This is a genomic window from Nostoc cf. commune SO-36 (genome assembly GCF_023734775.1).
GTDB lineage: Bacteria > Cyanobacteriota > Cyanobacteriia > Cyanobacteriales > Nostocaceae > Nostoc > Nostoc commune_A.
Genome location: NZ_AP025732.1, coordinates 5,242,081 through 5,260,101 on the forward strand (window position 1 = coordinate 5,242,081; position 18,021 = coordinate 5,260,101).

Here is an 18,021-nt window from a genome sequence, read left to right on the forward strand (position 1 = left end):
ACATGAAATTATGAAAATTGGATTAGTAAAACTTCCTCAACTAAAAATCCTAGATACTGAAGGCACTAACTGGACGCAACAAAACCAATATTCTTTAGGCGATCGCCTTCTCAATGGATGTAAAGAAACATTATTCAATCAATTAGTTTAATGGAAAATAAAAATACTTTGCATTTAAAAGGAATAATGCTGCTCATCCTTGTTAATGTAATTAGCGCTACAACTTTTCCATTAACTAAAGACATCGTTACTGACCTTTCGCCAAGTACATTGATTGCCAGCCGTTTTGTCATAGCAGCAGGGGTTTTTACCTTAAATTTACGTAATCTTAATGCACTTTTAGTCCGTGATGGTATATTACTAGGGCTTTTGCTTTTCTTTTTCTTAGCTATAGAAACAATTGCACTCAAGACTATACCAGCGAACCGGGCGGCATTCATTGGCAGTTTGAACGCCCTCATCGTCCCTCTGCTGGGATGGCTGAGTGGTCAGCGCGTACCTTTGAAAACTTTCCTAGCTGCTGGAGTAGCTGTGATTGGTATTGGTGTGATGTTTTGGGAAGGGGGAGAACTAGCTATTGGCGATTTATTGATGTTCGTGGATGCTTTTGTCTATGCAGGCTACATACTTTTCCTAGAGCGAGTCGCCTCTCGTCACCCCACTTTAACGCTCACTAGTGTTCAACTTTTGTTCATTGCAACGATAGGGGTACTCTGGAGTAACACACAAATCTTTAACCAATTTGAGGTAATTCGCCAGCACTGGGGAGCGATTTTTTACTTAGGGCTGTTGGCGACTGCTGCTGTTATCTGGCTTCAAACAATGGCACAGCAATGGGTTTCATCTGACGAAGCTGCTTTACTTTTTACACTTGAGCCATTGTTCGCCACAATTTTCTCGTTTTGGCTACTTGGCGAACATCTGGGAATACGCGGTCTAATTGGCGCGATTCTTGTCTTAGTTGCTCTGGTTCTAAGTCAAAGCTCTCAAAAGATTGAGCCGGAAGCAAAAGTTGAGGTACAGAGTAGTTAACGGACTCTTAGCTCGAAAGTGAAATCTAACTAAGCCAAGTTTAAAACTTGGAAGCTGCAAGAAATTTAAATCCAATGGATCTTTATCTATGACTACAATAGAGTCGATTTCAGCTGTCAAACTCAATTCTCATATCACGATTCAGGAAACAGCAAAAGGACGAGGAGTTTTTGCTAGCAAAAAATTTGCCCAAGGGGAAACTGTTGTTGTGGGTATCCCAATTGAAGAAGTTCCCGAACGAACAATTTATTCCTTTCAGATGGATTTTAATTTGTATGTCAACCTAGACGAGCCTGCTGTCGTCATTAACCATTCTTGCTCCCCAAATACTGGGGTAAGAAACAACCAGTTTGGAGGATATGACTTTGTTGCTTTGGGTGATATCGAAGCAGATGAGGAGATTACCTGGGACTACGAAACCACTGAATATGAATCAATTGCTGTTTCCCGGTGCTTGTGCGGATCTCTATCTTGTCGGGGGAAAACATTAGGATTCAAATTCCGCGAACAAATGTTGCGCGATCGCTACAGAGAGTACATTGCAGATTATCTCAAAACTCAAAGCAAATGATGTTTATACATCTCCAGAAATTAAATATGCTGTAACCATAACCCTTGTTTTGACGTAGCAGTGCTAAGTCAAAAAATGATTTTGCATAATACCAAAATCTTTGTAGAGACGTAGCAGTGCTACGTCTCTACATCCAGATTCATACTTTAATTCAGCAACGCCCGTCAAAACAATTCTTTTTTTTTAGAGATGTCTAATGTTATTGTTTTGCTTAAGCCTTTTTCAACCAGCTAAACATAGCGCGTAAATCTTTACCAACTTCTTCAATTTTGTGTTCAGATTCTTTACGACGCATGGCGGTAAATCCTGGTTTACCAGCTTGGTTTTCTAGAACGAATTCTCGTGCAAATTGTCCAGATTGAATTTCGCTGAGAATCTTTTGCATTTCAGCTTTGGTTTGTTCGGTAACAATTCTTGGGCCACGGGTATAATCGCCATATTCGGCTGTGTTAGAAATGCTGTCGCGCATTTTGGCTAAACCACCTTCTACAACCAAGTCAACAATCAGCTTGACTTCATGCAGACATTCAAAATAAGCCAATTCTGGTTGATAACCAGCTTCTACTAAAGTTTCAAATCCGGCTTTGATTAAAGCACTCAAACCACCGCACAATACGGCTTGTTCGCCAAATAAATCGGTTTCGGTTTCTTCGCGGAAAGTCGTTTCAAGAACACCGGCGCGAGTACCACCGATACCTTTAGCATAAGACATGGCGCGATCGCGTGCCTGACCACTCGCATCTTGATAAACTGCAAACAGCGCTGGTACGCCTTCCCCACCTTCATAAGTCCGCCGTACCAAATGCCCTGGCCCTTTTGGTGCTACCATCACCACATCGACGTTAGCCGGTGGTACAACTTGTCCAAAGTGAATATTGAAACCGTGGGCAAAAGCTAACACATTCCCTTCTTCTAGATTGGGTTCAATTTCGTTTTTGTAAATCGTTTTTTGGACTTCATCGGGTAACAAAATCATGATGAAGTCAGCAGCATTGGCAGCGTCTGCAACATTCTTCACAGTTAACCCAGCAGCTTCAGCTTTTGCTACTGACTTACTACCCGGATATAGTCCCACAATCACATTCAAACCACTATCTTTGAGATTGAGAGCGTGGGCATGACCTTGAGAACCATAGCCGATGATAGCAATAGTTTTTCCAGCCAAAAGGTCTAAATTGGCATCTTCGTCATAATACATCCGGGCCATAGAAGCATCTCCTGTCAGCAAGCATTGTCATTTATTGGCAGGCTTACGATTGTACCTCAAATTGAGTAACCACAGATTAACTGTGAGACATTGAATTTATTCCTTTGAACTCAGGAGATGGGGAGATGAGAGGACAAGGAGAATAGACATCTGATGAAATTAATTATGCGTTCACTGAAACCCTTGTAGAGACGTAGCACTGCTACGTCTTTATCAGAGATGTCTAATAACAAATGACAAATTCTGTTACATAAATTGCAACAATACAGGCTTTAAGTTTTTCATCAGCAATACTGGGGTTAACTTCATCTATCTGGGGGTAGATTATGTATACTTCGATTAAATTGCCTCGCACATCTGCTTTGTTTATAAGTGCGTTATTGGGAGGGGTGATTTTCACCAGTTGCGCCTCTTCGGATCGATCAACAAATCAGTCTGCACCTCAAATTGCAGCCAATGGCGCGGTAAATCAATTAACTGCTCGTGAAAACAGTATTTCCCAAAAGGCGGAAACTGCTTCATCAATAGTTCGTTCTCGTCCTCAACTCATCAAAAAGGCAGCAATCTCTTTGACTGTCAACTCTGTAGATAAGACTGTTGATGCTGTTTCGCAAATTATCAATCAACAGCAAGGGGATTTAATCGGGTTGAAACAACAACAACCCAAAAGTGACAACCCGCGTCACACAGCAACAATACAATTACGGGTAGCAGAGAACTTGCTAGAACCTACCTTAGAAAAACTAGCTAAATTGGGCACTGTCGAGAGTCGTAATATCACTGCCGAAGATGTAGGCGATCGCTTGGTAGATTTCCAAGCCAGACTAACCAATTTGCAAAAGACTGAAGCCAATTTGCAAAAAATTATGGATCGGGCTGGTTCTATTAGAGATGTGCTTAGTGTTGCCCAAGAACTAAGTAATGTCCGAGAAACCATAGAACAAATTAATGCCCAACTCAAAAGCCTACAAAATCAAGTTGCTTATTCCACTATTACGCTGAATTTACAAGCAGCAGTTTCTAGCACCAGTTCACAACCTGCCTTTGGTTTGCAAGTTCAGGAGACTTGGAATAAATCTACTCACTCCCTTAGTTCATTTTCCGTTGGCTTACTCAAGCTGGGTATTTGGTTAATTGTTTATAGTCCCTATTTGTTAATTTTTGCTGCCCTTGTTTATGGCTTTAACCGTTGGCGGCGAACTCATTCACCACGTTTAACACAAGCACCAGAATCAACTACTTCTGAGTGAGATTGCATAAATCCTACATTTATGGTTGATGAATTTACATAAGCAAAAAGTAATTCAAATATTGCCAAATCTTATTATTTGAGCATCCATCTTGAAAAGTTCTGATTACTTAAATCATTCTTCAAATGTAAACACCAATACAAAATATGTGATGACAATTTTGATACAAATTTGTTAAGAATAGTTAAAATAGTCGGCATACACGATAATATTTCTTATGGTAAATTCACTTGACAATAATCCACCCCATCAAGTAGTTATCGTTGGTGGTGGCTTTGGTGGACTTTATGCAGCTAAAACACTCGCTAAGGCGGCAGTAAAAGTTACTCTGATTGATAAACGTAACTTTCACCTATTCCAACCTCTCCTATATCAAGTCGCCACAGGTGCGCTGTCTCCTGCGGATATCTCCTCACCGTTGCGTTCTGTCCTCAGCAAAAGCAAGAATACGAAAGTGCTGTTGGGAGAGGTGAATAATATTGATCCAGAAGCAAAACAAGTGATTGTGGGCGACGAAGCAATAGCTTACGATACGTTAATTGTTGCCACAGGTGCGAAGCATTCCTACTTTGGCAAAGATAACTGGGAAGAATTCGCCCCAGGCTTGAAAACTGTAGAAGATGCGATAGAAATGCGTAGCCGGATTTTTTCAGCGTTTGAAGCCGCAGAAAAAGAAACTGATCCAGAAAAACGCCGTGCTTGGTTAACCTTTGTAATTGTGGGTGGTGGCCCTACTGGTGTAGAGTTAGCAGGTGCGATCGCAGAATTAGCAAATCAAACCCTCAAAGAAGACTTCCGCAACATCGACACCTCAGAAGCCAAGATTTTGTTATTAGAAGGGCTGGATCGCATTTTGCCACCCTTTGCACCAGAGTTATCACAAGAAGCAGAAGCATCCCTGACGCGCTTGGGGGTGGTTGTGCAGACAAAAACACTGGTAACAAATATTGAAGATGATGTAGTTACCCTCAAACAAGGCGATGAAGTTAAAGAAATTGCCGCAAAAACGGTATTATGGGCAGCAGGTGTAAAAGCATCAGCAATGGGCAAAGTGCTAGCAGAACGCACAGGTGCTGAATGCGATCGCGCTGGACGGATTATCGTTGAACCTGACTTGAGTATTAAGGGACATCCCAATATTTTTGTAGTTGGCGACTTAGCAAATTTTTCTCATCAAAATGGTAAACCCCTACCCGGTGTTGCACCTGTAGCGAAGCAAGAAGGTGAATATGTAGCAGCATTAGTCCAAAACAGGCTTGCAGGTAAAAATTTGCCACCCTTTGCTTATACCGATCATGGTAGTTTAGCAATGATTGGGCACAATTCTGCTGTGGTAGATTTGGGCTTTATCAAGCTGAAAGGTTTCGTTGCATGGCTGTTTTGGCTAGTGATTCACATCTACTTCTTAATTGAATTTGACAACAAATTAGTAGTAATGATTCAGTGGGCATGGAACTACTTCACTCGGAATCGCGGAGCAAGATTAATTACAGGAAAAGAAACCCTCACGGAGTTTGTAATTAGCGATCGCAAGAATTATTCAGCCGATAATAAACAGCCGATAAATGTCTAAATTGGGAATTGGGAATTGGGTATGGGGCATTGGGCATGGGAGAAAGAACTCTTATAACTCCAAATTCCTAACTCCTAACTCTACACTCCCCACTCCCCGCCCTCATAAATTAGCAGTAAGCTATTTGAGGGCGTTTTTCATAATCTACATAATGGCAACTATTAACGACAACTACCTGAAGCTGAAAGCGGGTTATCTGTTTCCAGAAATTGCTCGGCGGGTGAATGTCTTTGCAGAAGCGAATCCTGATGCTAAAATCATTCGGCTGGGCATTGGCGATGTTACCGAACCTCTGCCAGAGGCTTGCCGTACAGCGATGATTAAAGCTGTGGAAGAAATGGGCGATCGCAATACCTTTAAAGGCTACGGGCCAGAGCAAGGCTATGCTTGGTTGCGGGAGAAAATTGCAACTCAAGATTTCCAAGCACGGGGAGCTGATATAGATGCATCCGAAATCTTTATCTCCGATGGTTCCAAGTGCGACACGGGCAACATTCTGGAAATCTTTGGACATGACAACATCATCGCCGTTACTGACCCCGTTTACCCTGTGTATGTAGACACTAACGTAATGGTGGGAAATACTGGAGATGCCAACGATAAAGGCGAGTTTGAGGGTTTAGTTTATCTACCAATTACGGCTGATAACAACTTCACCGCAGAGATTCCCTCAAAGAAAGTCGATTTAATTTATCTCTGCTTTCCCAATAACCCCACTGGCGCAACTGCTACTAAGGAATACCTCAAAGCATGGGTGGACTATGCCAAAGCTAATAACTCGATTATTTTCTTTGATGCAGCCTACGAAGCTTACATTACCGATCCGTCGCTTCCTCACTCAATTTATGAAATTGAAGGTGCAAGAGATGTTGCGATCGAATTTCGGTCTTTTTCCAAAAACGCAGGTTTTACAGGAACTCGTTGCGCCTTAACTGTAGTACCGAAGACACTCACAGCAAAAGCCGCCGATGGTTCCGATGTCGAACTATGGAAACTTTGGAATCGTCGCCAGTCTACCAAATTCAACGGTGTTTCTTACATCGTCCAACGGGGAGCCGAAGCGGTTTACTCTGAAGAAGGACAGGCACAAATCAAAGGATTGGTGAATTTCTATCTAGAAAACGCCAAAATTATCCGTGATAAACTCACAGCCGCCGGATTATCAGTTTATGGTGGCGTGAATGCACCTTACGTTTGGGTGAAAACGCCTAATGGTTTATCCAGTTGGGAATTCTTTGATAAATTGTTGCAAACCGTGAACGTTGTGGGAACACCCGGTTCTGGCTTTGGTGCTGCGGGTGAAGGTTACTTCCGCATTTCAGCGTTTAACAGCCGGGAGAATGTCGAAGAGGCAATGAAGCGGATTGCAGAGAAGTTTAAAGTGTAAGCGATCGCTTTTGTTAAACTCAATCTATTAGTCTAAAGGTTACGGTGGGCTATATTATCCACCGCAACCTAACAGATAATTATTTAAACTCAGATTACTCATATTCTGGTTATGACTGCTGCCATCCCTGTTTTCAAACCTGTTAGCCAGATGCAGTTAGCACCTGGTAGCACAGTGACAATTCCAGATGTTAGCTGGGAAGAATTTGAATCTATTTTACAAGAATTGGGAGAAAAAAGAACTACACGAATTGCCTACAGCCAGAGTGTTTTAGAAATTATGGCTCCTTTACCAGAACATGAAATACCTAAAGATTTAATTTCTGATATTGTCAAAATATTGTTGAAGGCTAAAGATATCAGATACCAACCTTTTGGTTCTACTACCTTTAAACGGCAAGGTGTAGCAGGAGTTGAACCTGATGCTTGCTTTTATATTCAAAATTATCAACAAATGATTGGCCATCGTCGCTTGCAAGCTGATGATCCGCCGCCAGATTTAGCGATTGAGACTGATGTCACATCCAAAACTACTCTCGATGCTTATGAAGCCATTGGAGTCCCAGAATTATGGGTTTACGACAGTGGAAACCTTTCTATTTATTTGTTAAGAGATGGAAAATATATAAAATCTAATACCAGTCCTAATTTTAAGGATATAGCTATTACTCAGATTATCCCTGCTGCCGTAGAACGTAGTTGGCAAGTAGGAAGTTTTCAAGCTTTGGAAGAATTTGAAGCGATGATTTAGTAACTGCTACCGCATCACTGCTGTGGATACTAGTACCGCAAGGCGGAAGTCAAAAATCAAAAGTCAAAAGTCAAAACGAATACAGCATAAGCGTTTTGTTGATTTGGAATGGGTTGTTTATTTCCGCCGCGCTGTACTAATATCGTACAGTATACCCTTGACTTAACTTACCCACAATTTTGGCATCTGCGATCGCCTTCACGTTGTGCTAGAATCACTTTTTTCTTCTTCCCCATCATCAGGTAAATCAATTTTTGGCTCAACTTTTGCTCGTCCATAATTAGCCAAAGTCACCCCTTCTTCTAAATCTACAGCAGAGTATTTACTCAACCCAATACGTTGTGCAGAGTAAATTCCTGAATGACCTGAAAATAAATAACTCACTATACAGCCAATACCAATAAATAGCCCCGATTCCAGACCAAATAATTCAATTCCCATTAAGGTAGATGCCAATGGTGTATTTGCTGCACCCGCAAATACACCCACAAATCCCATTCCTGCTAAGAGTGGTGCAGGTAATGCTAAAAGTAGCGATAAAGCATTACCTAAAGTCGCACCAATAAAAAACAAAGGTGTCACTTCCCCACCTTTAAAACCTGCTCCTAAAGTTAAAGCAGTCATACCCAATTTGGCAGCAAAATCCCAAGGAGGTAGCTGAGTATAGAAAGAATCAACAATAGTAGGTATACCAAGCCCAATGTATTTAGTCGTACCACTCAACCCCACAATTGCTGCTATTATCGCACCGCCTATCAAAGGACGGATTGGAGGATAAAATATTTTTGCTTTAAAGAAGTGGCTAATTTGGTGAGTTAATTTAGCAAAGAATCTTGCGACAATTCCAAAAATTGCACCTGCGATAATGGCAGAAATCAATCCCCAAATTGTGAGCGTCGGTATAGAGGGAGCGTGTCGATATGCTGTATGATGTAAACCCAATAGTAAGGTTACTTGATTTCCAACGATCGCAGCAATTAAAGAAGGAAAAAGAGCGTCGTAATGGATTTTACCAATCGTTAAAACTTCCAAACCAAATACAGTTCCAGCTAAGGGAGTACCGAAAACTGAAGCAAATCCTCCACTGATACCTGCTGTTAAGACAATTCGCCGATTAGCCCCTTGAAAATGCAATATTTTAGTTAGCTGGTCTGCCAAAGAAGCACCCATTTGTAATGCTGTACCTTCACGACCGGCTGAACCACCAAATAAATGCGTCAGGTCTGTTCCTAGTAAAACTAGAGGAGCCATACGAAAGGGAATAACCTTTTTAGGGTTATGAATTTCTTCTAGTAAAAGGTTATTTCCAGCTTCTACAGTCCGACCAAATTGATGATAAATCCAACCACTTAAAAAGCCACCGAAGGGAAGCAAGGCGATAATCCAGCGATGTGATTCTCGCCAATCAGTTGCCCATTCTAATGATGCTAAAAGAGCCGCAGAAGCTGTTCCAGCAAAAATGCCAACCACAAAGGAAATGGGCAACCATTTAATTAGGTGGGGTAATGCAATAAACGGTTCAAATTTACGAAGTAAAATCCACAATACATTGGCTAGCATTCCATGACTCCTTGAGGTGCGATTTGTAGACAGATACTTTCTACAGGTGAGTCAGGTAATGCATTTAGCCAAGCCCTACTCTCCCGCAGTCAGCGAAGAAAGTAGGAGCCATCAGCCTTACAGTGATAAATTTTAGGACTGAAAAGGCGGTTTCGGCGAGCTCCATCGCCATTGATTTGATTTAAATCAAGGATACCATTTTTGCTTTTCAATATTTGTTTCTTTGAGAAACTAACAATAATACAACTGCCAACGCAAACAAGCTCTCAGCGATAAATGTCGCCTCTGCTCCCAGTGTTTGCCATAATCTACCAGCTAGCAAACTGGTATTTGCCTGGATAAAGAATTTACTCCTACAGATAGATGTATTTTTGGTATCTATAAATATAAATCTAACTTTGTGGCACTGGGTAAACTAGCGATCGTCCTTTTTAAAATCTTTATAGCCGTTTCTGCCGCCTTTTGCAGTGCCCCTTCTTGAGGACAATAAAATTAAACTGTACTTATCAGAAGTACAACGTTAGTCATCAACATTACAATGTTTCTTCTTAAGATTACAACGCTGGTCATCAACCTTACAGTGTTTCTTCTTAACATTACAAGGCTGGTCATCAACATTACAATGTTTCTCCTTAACATTACAACGTTGGTCATTAACATTACAATGTTTCTCCTTAAGATTACAACATTAATAAGAAATGTTGTAATTTTAGTTACCAGCATTACAACTTATGACTGGACGGCAATTTGAAAAGGAGGATCGTAAAAACCTGCGATCGCACCTACTCAACCACTCTAAAATTAGATTACCTCACCAAACAACAACCTCAAGATGATCAGAGAATTTCAGTCACCATTTTTTGATACACAGTAATGGTCGTCGAACTGTTGTTGCAGTTCATTCTGGTGAAATAATTGGTTCTGGTTTGTTAGCACAGATACTCCGTGACTGTCAAATCAGCCGTGATGAATTCCGGGAACTATTGTAAAAATTGGTAAAACTTACCCTTCTGGTGTCATTGATTCTTTTATATATATAGTCTGAGATTATTTGATTTTTTCTTTCACCAGAGCTACTACAATTACTATTGATGCTAGATAATGGGAAAGCTTTGACATTTTCTTGCCATTCTAGCCCGGAAACAATAACTAAGACTTATGCGAACTCACTATTGCGGCGAACTCCGAAAAGAACATATTGGAGAAACTGTTACCTTTTACGGATGGGTAGACCGTCGCCGCGATCACGGTGGTGTGATATTTTTAGATTTACGCGATCGCTCTGGAATTGTCCAAATCGTCAGCGATCCACAACGCACCCCCGATTCCTACGAATATGCGAACGCCCTACGAAATGAATATGTTGTCGAAATCACTGGTAGGGTAACACAACGCCCCGAAGAATCTCTGAATACCCGCATCCCAACAGGCGAGGTAGAAATCTACGCCGATAAAATAAAACTCCTCAATGCTGTTCGCAAGCAGTTACCTTTCCAAGTTTCCGTAGCTGACACCGAAACAGTGCGGGAAGATTTGCGGCTGAAATATCGTTATTTAGATTTGCGACGCGAACGCATGGCGCAAAATTTGCAATTGCGTCATCAAATTGTCAAAGCCATGCGTCGTTATCTAGAAGATTTGGAAGGTTTTATCGAAGTCGAAACCCCAATACTTACCCGTTCTACCCCAGAAGGGGCGCGGGATTATGTTTTACCCAGTCGCGTCAATCCTGGTGACTGGTATGCTTTGCCGCAATCACCCCAGCTATTTAAACAATTGCTGATGGTATCCGGTTTGGATAGATATTATCAGATTGCGCGTTGCTTTCGTGACGAAGACTTACGCGCCGACAGACAACCAGAATTCACTCAGTTGGACATGGAAATGAGCTTCATGTCTCAAGAAGAAATTATCGAACTAAACGAGAATTTAGTTTGTCATATCTTCAAGACGGTTAAAGGTATTGAGTTACAGCGCCCTTTCCCTCGTCTCACTTACGCTGAAGGGATGGAACGTTACGGAAGTGATAAACCAGATACCCGCTATGGTTTGGAATTAGTTGATGTCTCAGATATTGTCAAAGACTCTGGTTTCAAAGTCTTTCGAGACACTGTTACCAATGGTGGTATCGTCAAAATCCTACCCATTCCCAACGGTAACGATGTAATTTCTAATGTCCGCATTAAACCAGGTGGTGATTTATTTAAAGAAGCCAGCGAAGCCGGTGCTAAAGGTTTAGCTTATATCCGCGTCAGAGATGATGGCGAAATTGACACCATTGGCGCGATTAAAGACAACTTAAGCGAAGAACAAAAACAAGAAATTTTACGCCGTACAGGTGCTAAAGCTGGACATTTGCTGTTGTTTGGTGCAGGGGAAGCTGCTACAGTTAATAAAACATTAGATAGATTACGGCAAGCGATCGCTAAAGAATTTAACTTAATTGATTCAGAAAAAATCAACTTGCTCTGGATTACAGATTTCCCCATGTTCGAGTGGAATGCTGACGAAAAACGCCTAGAAGCACTGCACCACCCCTTTACAGCACCACATCCTGATGATTTGAGCGATTTAAAGACTGCACGCGCTCAAGCTTACGACTTGGTACTCAACGGCGTAGAAGTTGGCGGCGGAAGTCTGCGGATTTATCAGCGAGAAATTCAACAACAAGTGTTTGAAGCCATTGGTTTATCTCCTGAAGAAGCACAAAGCAAATTTGGCTTTCTCTTAGAAGCATTTGAGTATGGTACACCACCGCACGGTGGCATTGCCTACGGTTTAGATCGTTTGGTAATGTTGCTAGCTGGAGAAGAATCTATTCGAGATGTCATTGCTTTTCCAAAGACACAACAAGCACGTTGTTTGTTAACAGATGCGCCTTCAAGTGTAGATGCTAAACAGTTGAAAGAATTGCACGTTGCTTCGACTTATAAACCAAAATCTTAGTTATAGCGTTTCCCGGCCTAGTAAGATACACTCGTAGGGGCACGGCACTGCCGTGCCCCTACACCTTGCTATATAATGTTGTACTTCATCTGAATGGGAACCGCTATAACTAATAAATTGTCTAAGTAAGGTGGGCATTGCCCACCCATTACTTGCAATCATACATCGATTCTCTTCGACAACGCTGGGTTGATTTGTACAACAGTCTCAAAAATAAAAAATAAGTTCAATTATCAAAGCTTGCTTTTCTCGTTAAAAAAACACGAACATATTTTTTAATTTCACCTTCTATTTCACTTAACCAAGTAGTATTAGGTGTAAACTGCATTGAATTGAGAGGATACTCAATGGAAGTTTTCTTAGCTAATATTAATCATCTTGAAAGTATTTCAGTACTATTTAATCGGTATCGTATTTTTTACAATCAAGCATCAAACCTTGAAGCTACCAAAGAGTTTCTTAAAGAACGTTTCAATAATAAAGAATCAGTAGTATTTGCAGCTAATGACAATGGAGAATTAGTCGGATTTACTCAGCTTTATCCCAGTTTCTCTTCAGTGTCGATGAAACGAGTATGGATATTGAACGATTTGTATGTAGAAGAGTCACATCGCCGCAGGGGAATTGCAAAATTATTGATGAGTGTTGCAGAAGAATACGCCAAAGAAAGTGGAGCCGTTAGAGTAATTTTAGCAACTCAAATTTCTAACATAACTGCACAAAAACTCTATGAAGCGCGAGGTTACGTTCAGGATGAGGAGTTTTACCATTATGCTTTGCGGTTGCAATAATGACATAGTAGCAACTACGACGACAACAGTAAGTGTAGAAAATCTACTGGTAGGATGAAGGGGATTGCTGCTGCCACAATAGAATTAAGCTCCTACCCTCAGAATTCCTTATGAGTGAATCTATCATCTTGACAGACACTGGCTTATTACCAGAAGATGTGTTACCAGATGTTAGTCATCTGGTGACAGAGGACGATGAACCCTTGGATAATCTGCCATCTGAAAAACAACAACGGCTGCTGACAGAAACACTTTACAGTTCTTGGAACGGGCTTAGTAATACCCAAGGGTTTCTCGTGGCTGCCAATGTGGGGTTGTTTCCCAGTAACAAACAACCGCCGATTGTGCCTGATGTATTTTTGAGCCTGGATGTACAAGTAGCTGATAACTGGTGGGAAAGACGGCATCGCTCTTATTTCTTCTGGGATTTTGGTAAACCGCCAGAGGTGGTGATTGAAATTGTTTCAAATCAAGAAGGCAATGAAACAGGACGAAAAATCTTAGAGTATGCCAGGATGCGGGTAATGTACTACATTATCTTTGATCCAACTCGACAACTTGGTGGTGAAGTTCTACAGATGTACGAGTTGCGTGGGCGGCAATATATATCCATGAGTGAGCAATGGCTGACTGAAGTTGAGCTAGGTTTATGTTTGTGGGAAGGTGCGTATGAAGGGAAGCAGGATGTTTGGCTGAGGTGGTGTGACGCGACAGGGAATATAATTCCTACTGGTGCAGAACGAGCCGAACAAGAACGCTTACGAGCCGAACAAGAACGTTTACGAGCAGAACTTGAGCGAGAAGCTAAAGAAACTGCTCTGCAACGAGCTGAACACTTGGCGGCACAGTTACGAGCCTTGGGTATTGAGCCAGAAGTGTGAGTTCAATTAATTGAAAAACGCTGTCAGAGCCAAATGCCAGGAAACCTCCTCAAAACAAAAAAAACCCGCCGTAGCGGGTTAAACAACAAAACTATGAACAATGAAAACTTGATTTAGCTGGAATATCTCATCTCAGCTTCTAGCTGACGAATCAGCTCTTCGTCGCCTTTTGCTCTGGCTATTTGCAAGCGATGCTCTAGGCTTTTTTGAATATTTGCTCTGTGAGCTTCTCGTGCTTTGCTCACACTTTGTAGTCTATTTTGACTCATAGTGATTACCTGCTTTAATTATTCGTTTTATCTTGTATCCCTAACATAACATATATTTTGTAGCTGTTGCTACAGAAAAATTATTTTTTATATAAATTGGTCAAAATATGTCTAAGAATGAGATAGGGCAACAACCACTCGTAACTTTGTTGAGCGATTTTAGCGATCGCGATGTTTATGTCGCCATAATGAAAGGAGTTATAGCCCAAATCAACCCCAGACTGACGGTGGTAGACTTAACGCACCAAATTCCGCCGCAAGATATCGCCGCAGCGAGGTTTAGCTTAATGAATGCTTATGCCTATTTCCCCGTTGGGACAGTGCATGTGGCAGTAGTAGATCCAGGTGTGGGAAGCAAGCGACGAGCGATCGCAGTAGAATTTGCTCAAGGGTTTTTGGTAGGCCCAGATAATGGTATCTTTAGCGGAGTACTCAGTCAAAGTCCAGCGATGTCTACGACGGGCTACGCCTACGCAGCCGTTGAACTCACAAATCTTAACTATTGGCGAACTCCTCAACCAAGTAAGACTTTTCACGGTAGAGATATCTTTGCACCAGTAGCAGCTAATCTTGCTAGTGGTGTTCCCCTCAAAGAGCTAGGACAAGAAATTGATCCAGCAAGTTTGGTAAAGTTGGATATAAGCAACTGCAAGCAAACAAGCAATGGTGTAGCGGGTTGCATTCAATATATTGACCACTTTGGCAACTTAGTGAGCAATATTGCAGGGACTTATGTACAAAGCAAAACTTGGTGTGTGCAAGTCGCTGGGTTGAGTATCCCAGGCTGTGAAATTTATAGTGATGTCAACGTTGGAGAGATGATAGCTTTAGTTGGCAGTCACGGCTGGGTAGAAATTGCTATTAATCGTGGCAATGCTCACTCACAGTTACAGATTAATTTACAAGATGCACTACAAGTTTTGTTTACATAACACTTGAATTGCAATAAAGTTCGTTTCATTGCCCATAATAATAAAAGTAACCCTTGAGCAATTTCCTGTTGTACTCTACTAGAGAATCATCATTATATTCTTAACTATGACTACACAAACACTGTCTGCACCAGAAGTTTATCAAGGTCAGTTTGGCGAATTTACAATTACTCAGAGCGATCGCACTGGCGTAATTATCTACCGTGCTGGATTAATGGTAGCAGCACTGAGCTTTGCTATAGGCAGCGCTTTGGTTTTACTCAACAATAACCCAATTATAACTGCGCTGACACCTCTATATGCTTGTTTTAGTCTCGCTCTCGGTGTGAGTTTATTTACCATTCATATCTACATGGCATCATTGCATCGAACGTTACAAATTTTTTGGGCAATCGGTAATATCGCATCAGTGATATTGGCACTGTCTAGTAGTGAACCTTTAGCTCTTGCTGTTTACAATCAGCCGATTACCTTATTGGGAATTGGTTTTATCTTCGTTGCATTAACAGGTATTTATTTTAAAGAAGCTTTTTGCTTCAATCGCCTGGAAACTAAAGTATTAACCCCAATAGTACCGCTACTATTGTTAGGACATTTAGTGGGAATTTTACCAACTCAGGTAGAAAGTATTTTATTAGGAATTTGGGCAACATTATTTTTAGTGTTTGCTCTGCGAAAGACAGTGCAAGCAATTCCTGCTGATATTGGAGATAAGTCTGTATTTACTTACTTGAAAGAACAACGTTTAGCTAAGGTTTAATGCGGACAAAAAATAGTCAGCGTCAAAATTTTCCAAAAATAAAATTAATCAAACGCCAAGAAATCTGGACACTTACGGCTCAGGGGTGGGCGATTGCGATCGCTTTGATTATTTATTTCATATTTTTCGCCATTACTAATGTACACTCATTTCTTGCCGTAACTTCCCCAATCAAATCAGCAGAAGTATTAATTGTTGAAGGATGGCTACCAGATTATGCTGTAGAGGAAGCATTGGCTGAATTTAAAATCGGTTCTTATCGTCAAATAGTTACTACCGGAGGCTCATTAGGAAAAGGAAGCCATCTTACCGAATATAATAATTTTGCAGAAGTGACAGTTGCCACTTTGATAAAACTCGGTTTAGAAGCAGAAAAAGTGGTAGCTGTTCCTACACCTTTGGTGGTTAAAGATCGTAGCTATGCGTCTGCTGCTGAATTTTATCGTTGGCTATCTAATTCAAATTTACAGATAAAATCAATTAATCTTTTTTCATTGGATGCTCATACTCGTAGGAGTTGGCTACTTTTCAAAAAATTACTGAATCCTGATATCAAAGTTGGTGTGATTGCTGCCAAAACGCAAGATTACAATCCAGAGAAATGGTGGGTTTCTAGCGCAGGTGCGCGGACAATTATTGATGAAGGCATAGCTTATATTTATGCAAGGTTTTTGAATTGGAAAGCTTAATACCATTTAACTTTAATAATGATATAAATACGCTGGTAAGGGCTTGTCTTTGCCCATTGGTGTCAACTTAACGTAAGAGTCATGTCCCGCAAGGAACTGAAGTTCCTTGCTAATAGCGAAAGTCATCTGAAGATGACTAAATAATCCGAAAAATCTTTAGTCTACTTCAGTAGACTTTAGCTATTAGCCCTGAAATTTATTTCTGGGCGGGCGAGGAAGCCAACAGTTAAGCTATTTCTAGCTTAAGTTGACACGTATGGGCAATGCCATGCCCCTACGATAAATCTATCAAAATTGTCCCAGTCTCCAGTTGAACTACTTACCGAGAATTTGTAATAATGCTTGCCGATAAATTTTTAGACCTTCTGCATTCAGATGCTCCCCATCACTGGTCAAATTATCTTTAAGAACATTATTTTCATACAATGGTGCTAATCCTGATGCTGCGACTGGTACTTTTTCTGCTTCAGCAACTTGATTAATCAGAACATTAATTTGTTCAACTCGAGAAAGTGGGGCTGCTACAGTTGGATCTGAGCTTGCTGCAACTGTAGAATAAAAAGCCGGGATTAGGAAAATCTCTTTAGTTCCCATTGTGCGGACTAGTGCGATCGCTTCTTGTAAATTTTTGCTAAACAACTCATCACTAGTTCCATACCAAGCATCATTTCCACCTACAGCAATAATGGCTTTTTCACATTTCACCTTGGTAGGAATTAAACTTTTCAGTTGTTCCAGTAATGAAATTGTACTCAGCCCATTTAACCCAAAATTAAAAGTACCGTTCCCAAGTGTGTTACCGAGTCCGGCGGAAATAGAATCGCCAAATAAACAACCTGAGAACTGTTTATTTTGGGCGGCGAGTGTCTGATATTGCAGGGCAATTTTGCCTAAAGGTGAAGAAGTTACATTATCTTTTGGTGGTGCATCAGCAGCACTAGAAGATGAATTTGCCATACCAACTAGTTTAGAAATTTTTGACACATCAACAACTAGTTGATTGCTGGGATAGGCTTCTAGAAAGGTAGTTATTCCTAAACCTTCTGGTGATCTTGCTCCTATGATAATGGCAGATCGTAGAGCTTGTATACTGGCTTGATCGCGACGGGCGATCGCACTAGAAGCAAAAGATAAAATTTGCTTGCCCATTCCTGTATTTAGCAGTTTATCTAAAGCCACAATATCCAGAGACATTTTCACTTGCAGAGCATCTTGAAACTTCTCTTTCTCTTTAGCGCTGAGGTAATCTAAGAAAGATTGCAAATCGCTAGAAGCCTTTTGCGTCTCGCCATAGTTGCGTATATCTGCCACCGGAATCGATTGCTCAAACAATCCGTATCTGACAGTAACTTTTTCGGCTGCCAAACTAGGCAATAAACCAAGGCCACTATGCACCAGTAAAAATATTAAGCACCCAGATAGG

At 41.1% G+C, this 18,021-nt stretch carries 18 protein-coding genes and 1 riboswitch; of the genes, 14 read left to right on the plus strand and 4 right to left on the minus strand.

Annotated features, from left to right (window positions below; all coding sequences use genetic code 11):
* Positions 1-10 precede the first annotated feature (10 nt).
* The 3 genes from ANSO36C_RS23725 (at position 11) to ANSO36C_RS23735 (ending at position 1,603) form a co-directional block, all read left to right on the plus strand.
* Positions 11-151, plus strand: coding sequence for a hypothetical protein (locus ANSO36C_RS23725; protein WP_251956504.1), 141 nt, complete (start codon positions 11-13; stop codon positions 149-151).
* The gene (locus tag ANSO36C_RS23730) at positions 151-1,032 is read left to right on the plus strand and encodes a DMT family transporter (protein WP_251956505.1); all 882 of its coding nucleotides are present in this window, start codon (positions 151-153) and stop codon (positions 1,030-1,032) included. The genes ANSO36C_RS23725 and ANSO36C_RS23730 overlap by 1 nt, the downstream gene beginning before the upstream one ends.
* An 88-nt stretch (positions 1,033-1,120) precedes the next feature.
* Complete coding sequence (locus ANSO36C_RS23735) at positions 1,121-1,603, plus strand: SET domain-containing protein (RefSeq protein WP_251956506.1); 483 nt, start codon at positions 1,121-1,123, stop codon at positions 1,601-1,603.
* A 211-nt stretch (positions 1,604-1,814) separates the two neighbouring features.
* Here ANSO36C_RS23735 and ilvC read toward each other — a convergent pair whose 3' ends face one another.
* Positions 1,815-2,810, minus strand: coding sequence for a ketol-acid reductoisomerase (gene ilvC / locus ANSO36C_RS23740; RefSeq protein ID WP_069070300.1), 996 nt, complete (start codon positions 2,808-2,810; stop codon positions 1,815-1,817).
* A gap of 326 nt (positions 2,811-3,136) precedes the next feature.
* On the opposite strand from ilvC, the gene ANSO36C_RS23745 reads away from it, so the two are divergent.
* The 4 genes from ANSO36C_RS23745 (at position 3,137) to ANSO36C_RS23760 (ending at position 7,770) form a co-directional block, all read left to right on the plus strand.
* Positions 3,137-4,060 carry a DUF4349 domain-containing protein gene (locus ANSO36C_RS23745; RefSeq protein ID WP_251956507.1) on the plus strand — a complete coding sequence of 308 codons (924 nt, stop codon included), beginning with the start codon at positions 3,137-3,139 and terminating at the stop codon, positions 4,058-4,060.
* A gap of 217 nt (positions 4,061-4,277) precedes the next feature.
* Positions 4,278-5,633, plus strand: coding sequence for an NAD(P)/FAD-dependent oxidoreductase (locus tag ANSO36C_RS23750; protein ID WP_251956508.1), 1,356 nt, complete (start codon positions 4,278-4,280; stop codon positions 5,631-5,633).
* 151 nt (positions 5,634-5,784) lie between these two features.
* Entirely contained in the window at positions 5,785-7,020 is a 1,236-nt protein-coding gene (locus tag ANSO36C_RS23755; RefSeq protein ID WP_251956509.1) for an LL-diaminopimelate aminotransferase, read from the plus strand.
* Positions 7,021-7,131: 111 nt separating this feature from the next.
* Positions 7,132-7,770, plus strand: coding sequence for a Uma2 family endonuclease (locus ANSO36C_RS23760; RefSeq protein ID WP_251956510.1), 639 nt, complete (start codon positions 7,132-7,134; stop codon positions 7,768-7,770).
* A 198-nt stretch (positions 7,771-7,968) separates the two neighbouring features.
* On the opposite strand, the gene ANSO36C_RS23765 is transcribed toward ANSO36C_RS23760, so the two are convergent.
* Entirely contained in the window at positions 7,969-9,330 is a 1,362-nt protein-coding gene (locus ANSO36C_RS23765) for a voltage-gated chloride channel family protein (protein ID WP_251956511.1), read from the minus strand.
* A gap of 95 nt (positions 9,331-9,425) precedes the next feature.
* Positions 9,426-9,509, minus strand: a riboswitch (Fluoride riboswitch).
* Between the two features lie 681 nt (positions 9,510-10,190).
* Here ANSO36C_RS23765 and ANSO36C_RS23770 point away from each other — a divergent pair.
* From ANSO36C_RS23770 to ANSO36C_RS23785, 4 genes are all read left to right on the plus strand, one after another.
* Entirely contained in the window at positions 10,191-10,319 is a 129-nt protein-coding gene (locus tag ANSO36C_RS23770; RefSeq protein WP_251956512.1) for a type II toxin-antitoxin system HicA family toxin, read from the plus strand.
* Positions 10,320-10,488: 169 nt separating this feature from the next.
* Positions 10,489-12,276 (plus strand): aspartate--tRNA ligase, encoded by a 1,788-nt coding sequence (gene aspS, locus ANSO36C_RS23775; RefSeq protein ID WP_251956513.1) that lies wholly within the window; start codon positions 10,489-10,491, stop codon positions 12,274-12,276.
* A gap of 347 nt (positions 12,277-12,623) precedes the next feature.
* Positions 12,624-13,067 (plus strand): GNAT family N-acetyltransferase, encoded by a 444-nt coding sequence (locus tag ANSO36C_RS23780; protein WP_251956514.1) that lies wholly within the window; start codon positions 12,624-12,626, stop codon positions 13,065-13,067.
* Positions 13,068-13,177: 110 nt separating this feature from the next.
* Entirely contained in the window at positions 13,178-13,948 is a 771-nt protein-coding gene (locus ANSO36C_RS23785; protein ID WP_251956515.1) for a Uma2 family endonuclease, read from the plus strand.
* A gap of 113 nt (positions 13,949-14,061) precedes the next feature.
* Here the strand turns inward: ANSO36C_RS23785 and pirA are convergent, their stop codons facing one another.
* Entirely contained in the window at positions 14,062-14,217 is a 156-nt protein-coding gene (gene pirA / locus ANSO36C_RS23790) for an arginine synthesis PII-interacting regulator PirA (RefSeq protein ID WP_251956516.1), read from the minus strand.
* Between the two features lie 107 nt (positions 14,218-14,324).
* On the opposite strand from pirA, the gene ANSO36C_RS23795 reads away from it, so the two are divergent.
* The 3 genes from ANSO36C_RS23795 to ANSO36C_RS23805 all read left to right on the plus strand — a co-directional run bounded on the left by ANSO36C_RS23795 (position 14,325) and on the right by ANSO36C_RS23805 (position 16,598).
* Positions 14,325-15,149 carry an SAM hydrolase/SAM-dependent halogenase family protein gene (locus tag ANSO36C_RS23795; protein ID WP_251956517.1) on the plus strand — a complete coding sequence of 275 codons (825 nt, stop codon included), beginning with the start codon at positions 14,325-14,327 and terminating at the stop codon, positions 15,147-15,149.
* Between the two features lie 106 nt (positions 15,150-15,255).
* Positions 15,256-15,909 carry a DUF2301 domain-containing membrane protein gene (locus ANSO36C_RS23800; protein WP_251956518.1) on the plus strand — a complete coding sequence of 218 codons (654 nt, stop codon included), beginning with the start codon at positions 15,256-15,258 and terminating at the stop codon, positions 15,907-15,909.
* Complete coding sequence (locus ANSO36C_RS23805; protein ID WP_251956519.1) at positions 15,909-16,598, plus strand: YdcF family protein; 690 nt, start codon at positions 15,909-15,911, stop codon at positions 16,596-16,598. Before ANSO36C_RS23800 ends, ANSO36C_RS23805 begins: the two co-directional genes overlap by 1 nt.
* A 315-nt stretch (positions 16,599-16,913) precedes the next feature.
* Here ANSO36C_RS23805 and ANSO36C_RS23810 read toward each other — a convergent pair whose 3' ends face one another.
* Complete coding sequence (locus tag ANSO36C_RS23810) at positions 16,914-17,993, minus strand: alpha/beta hydrolase (protein ID WP_251956520.1); 1,080 nt, start codon at positions 17,991-17,993, stop codon at positions 16,914-16,916.
* Positions 17,994-18,021: the final 28 nt, after the last annotated feature.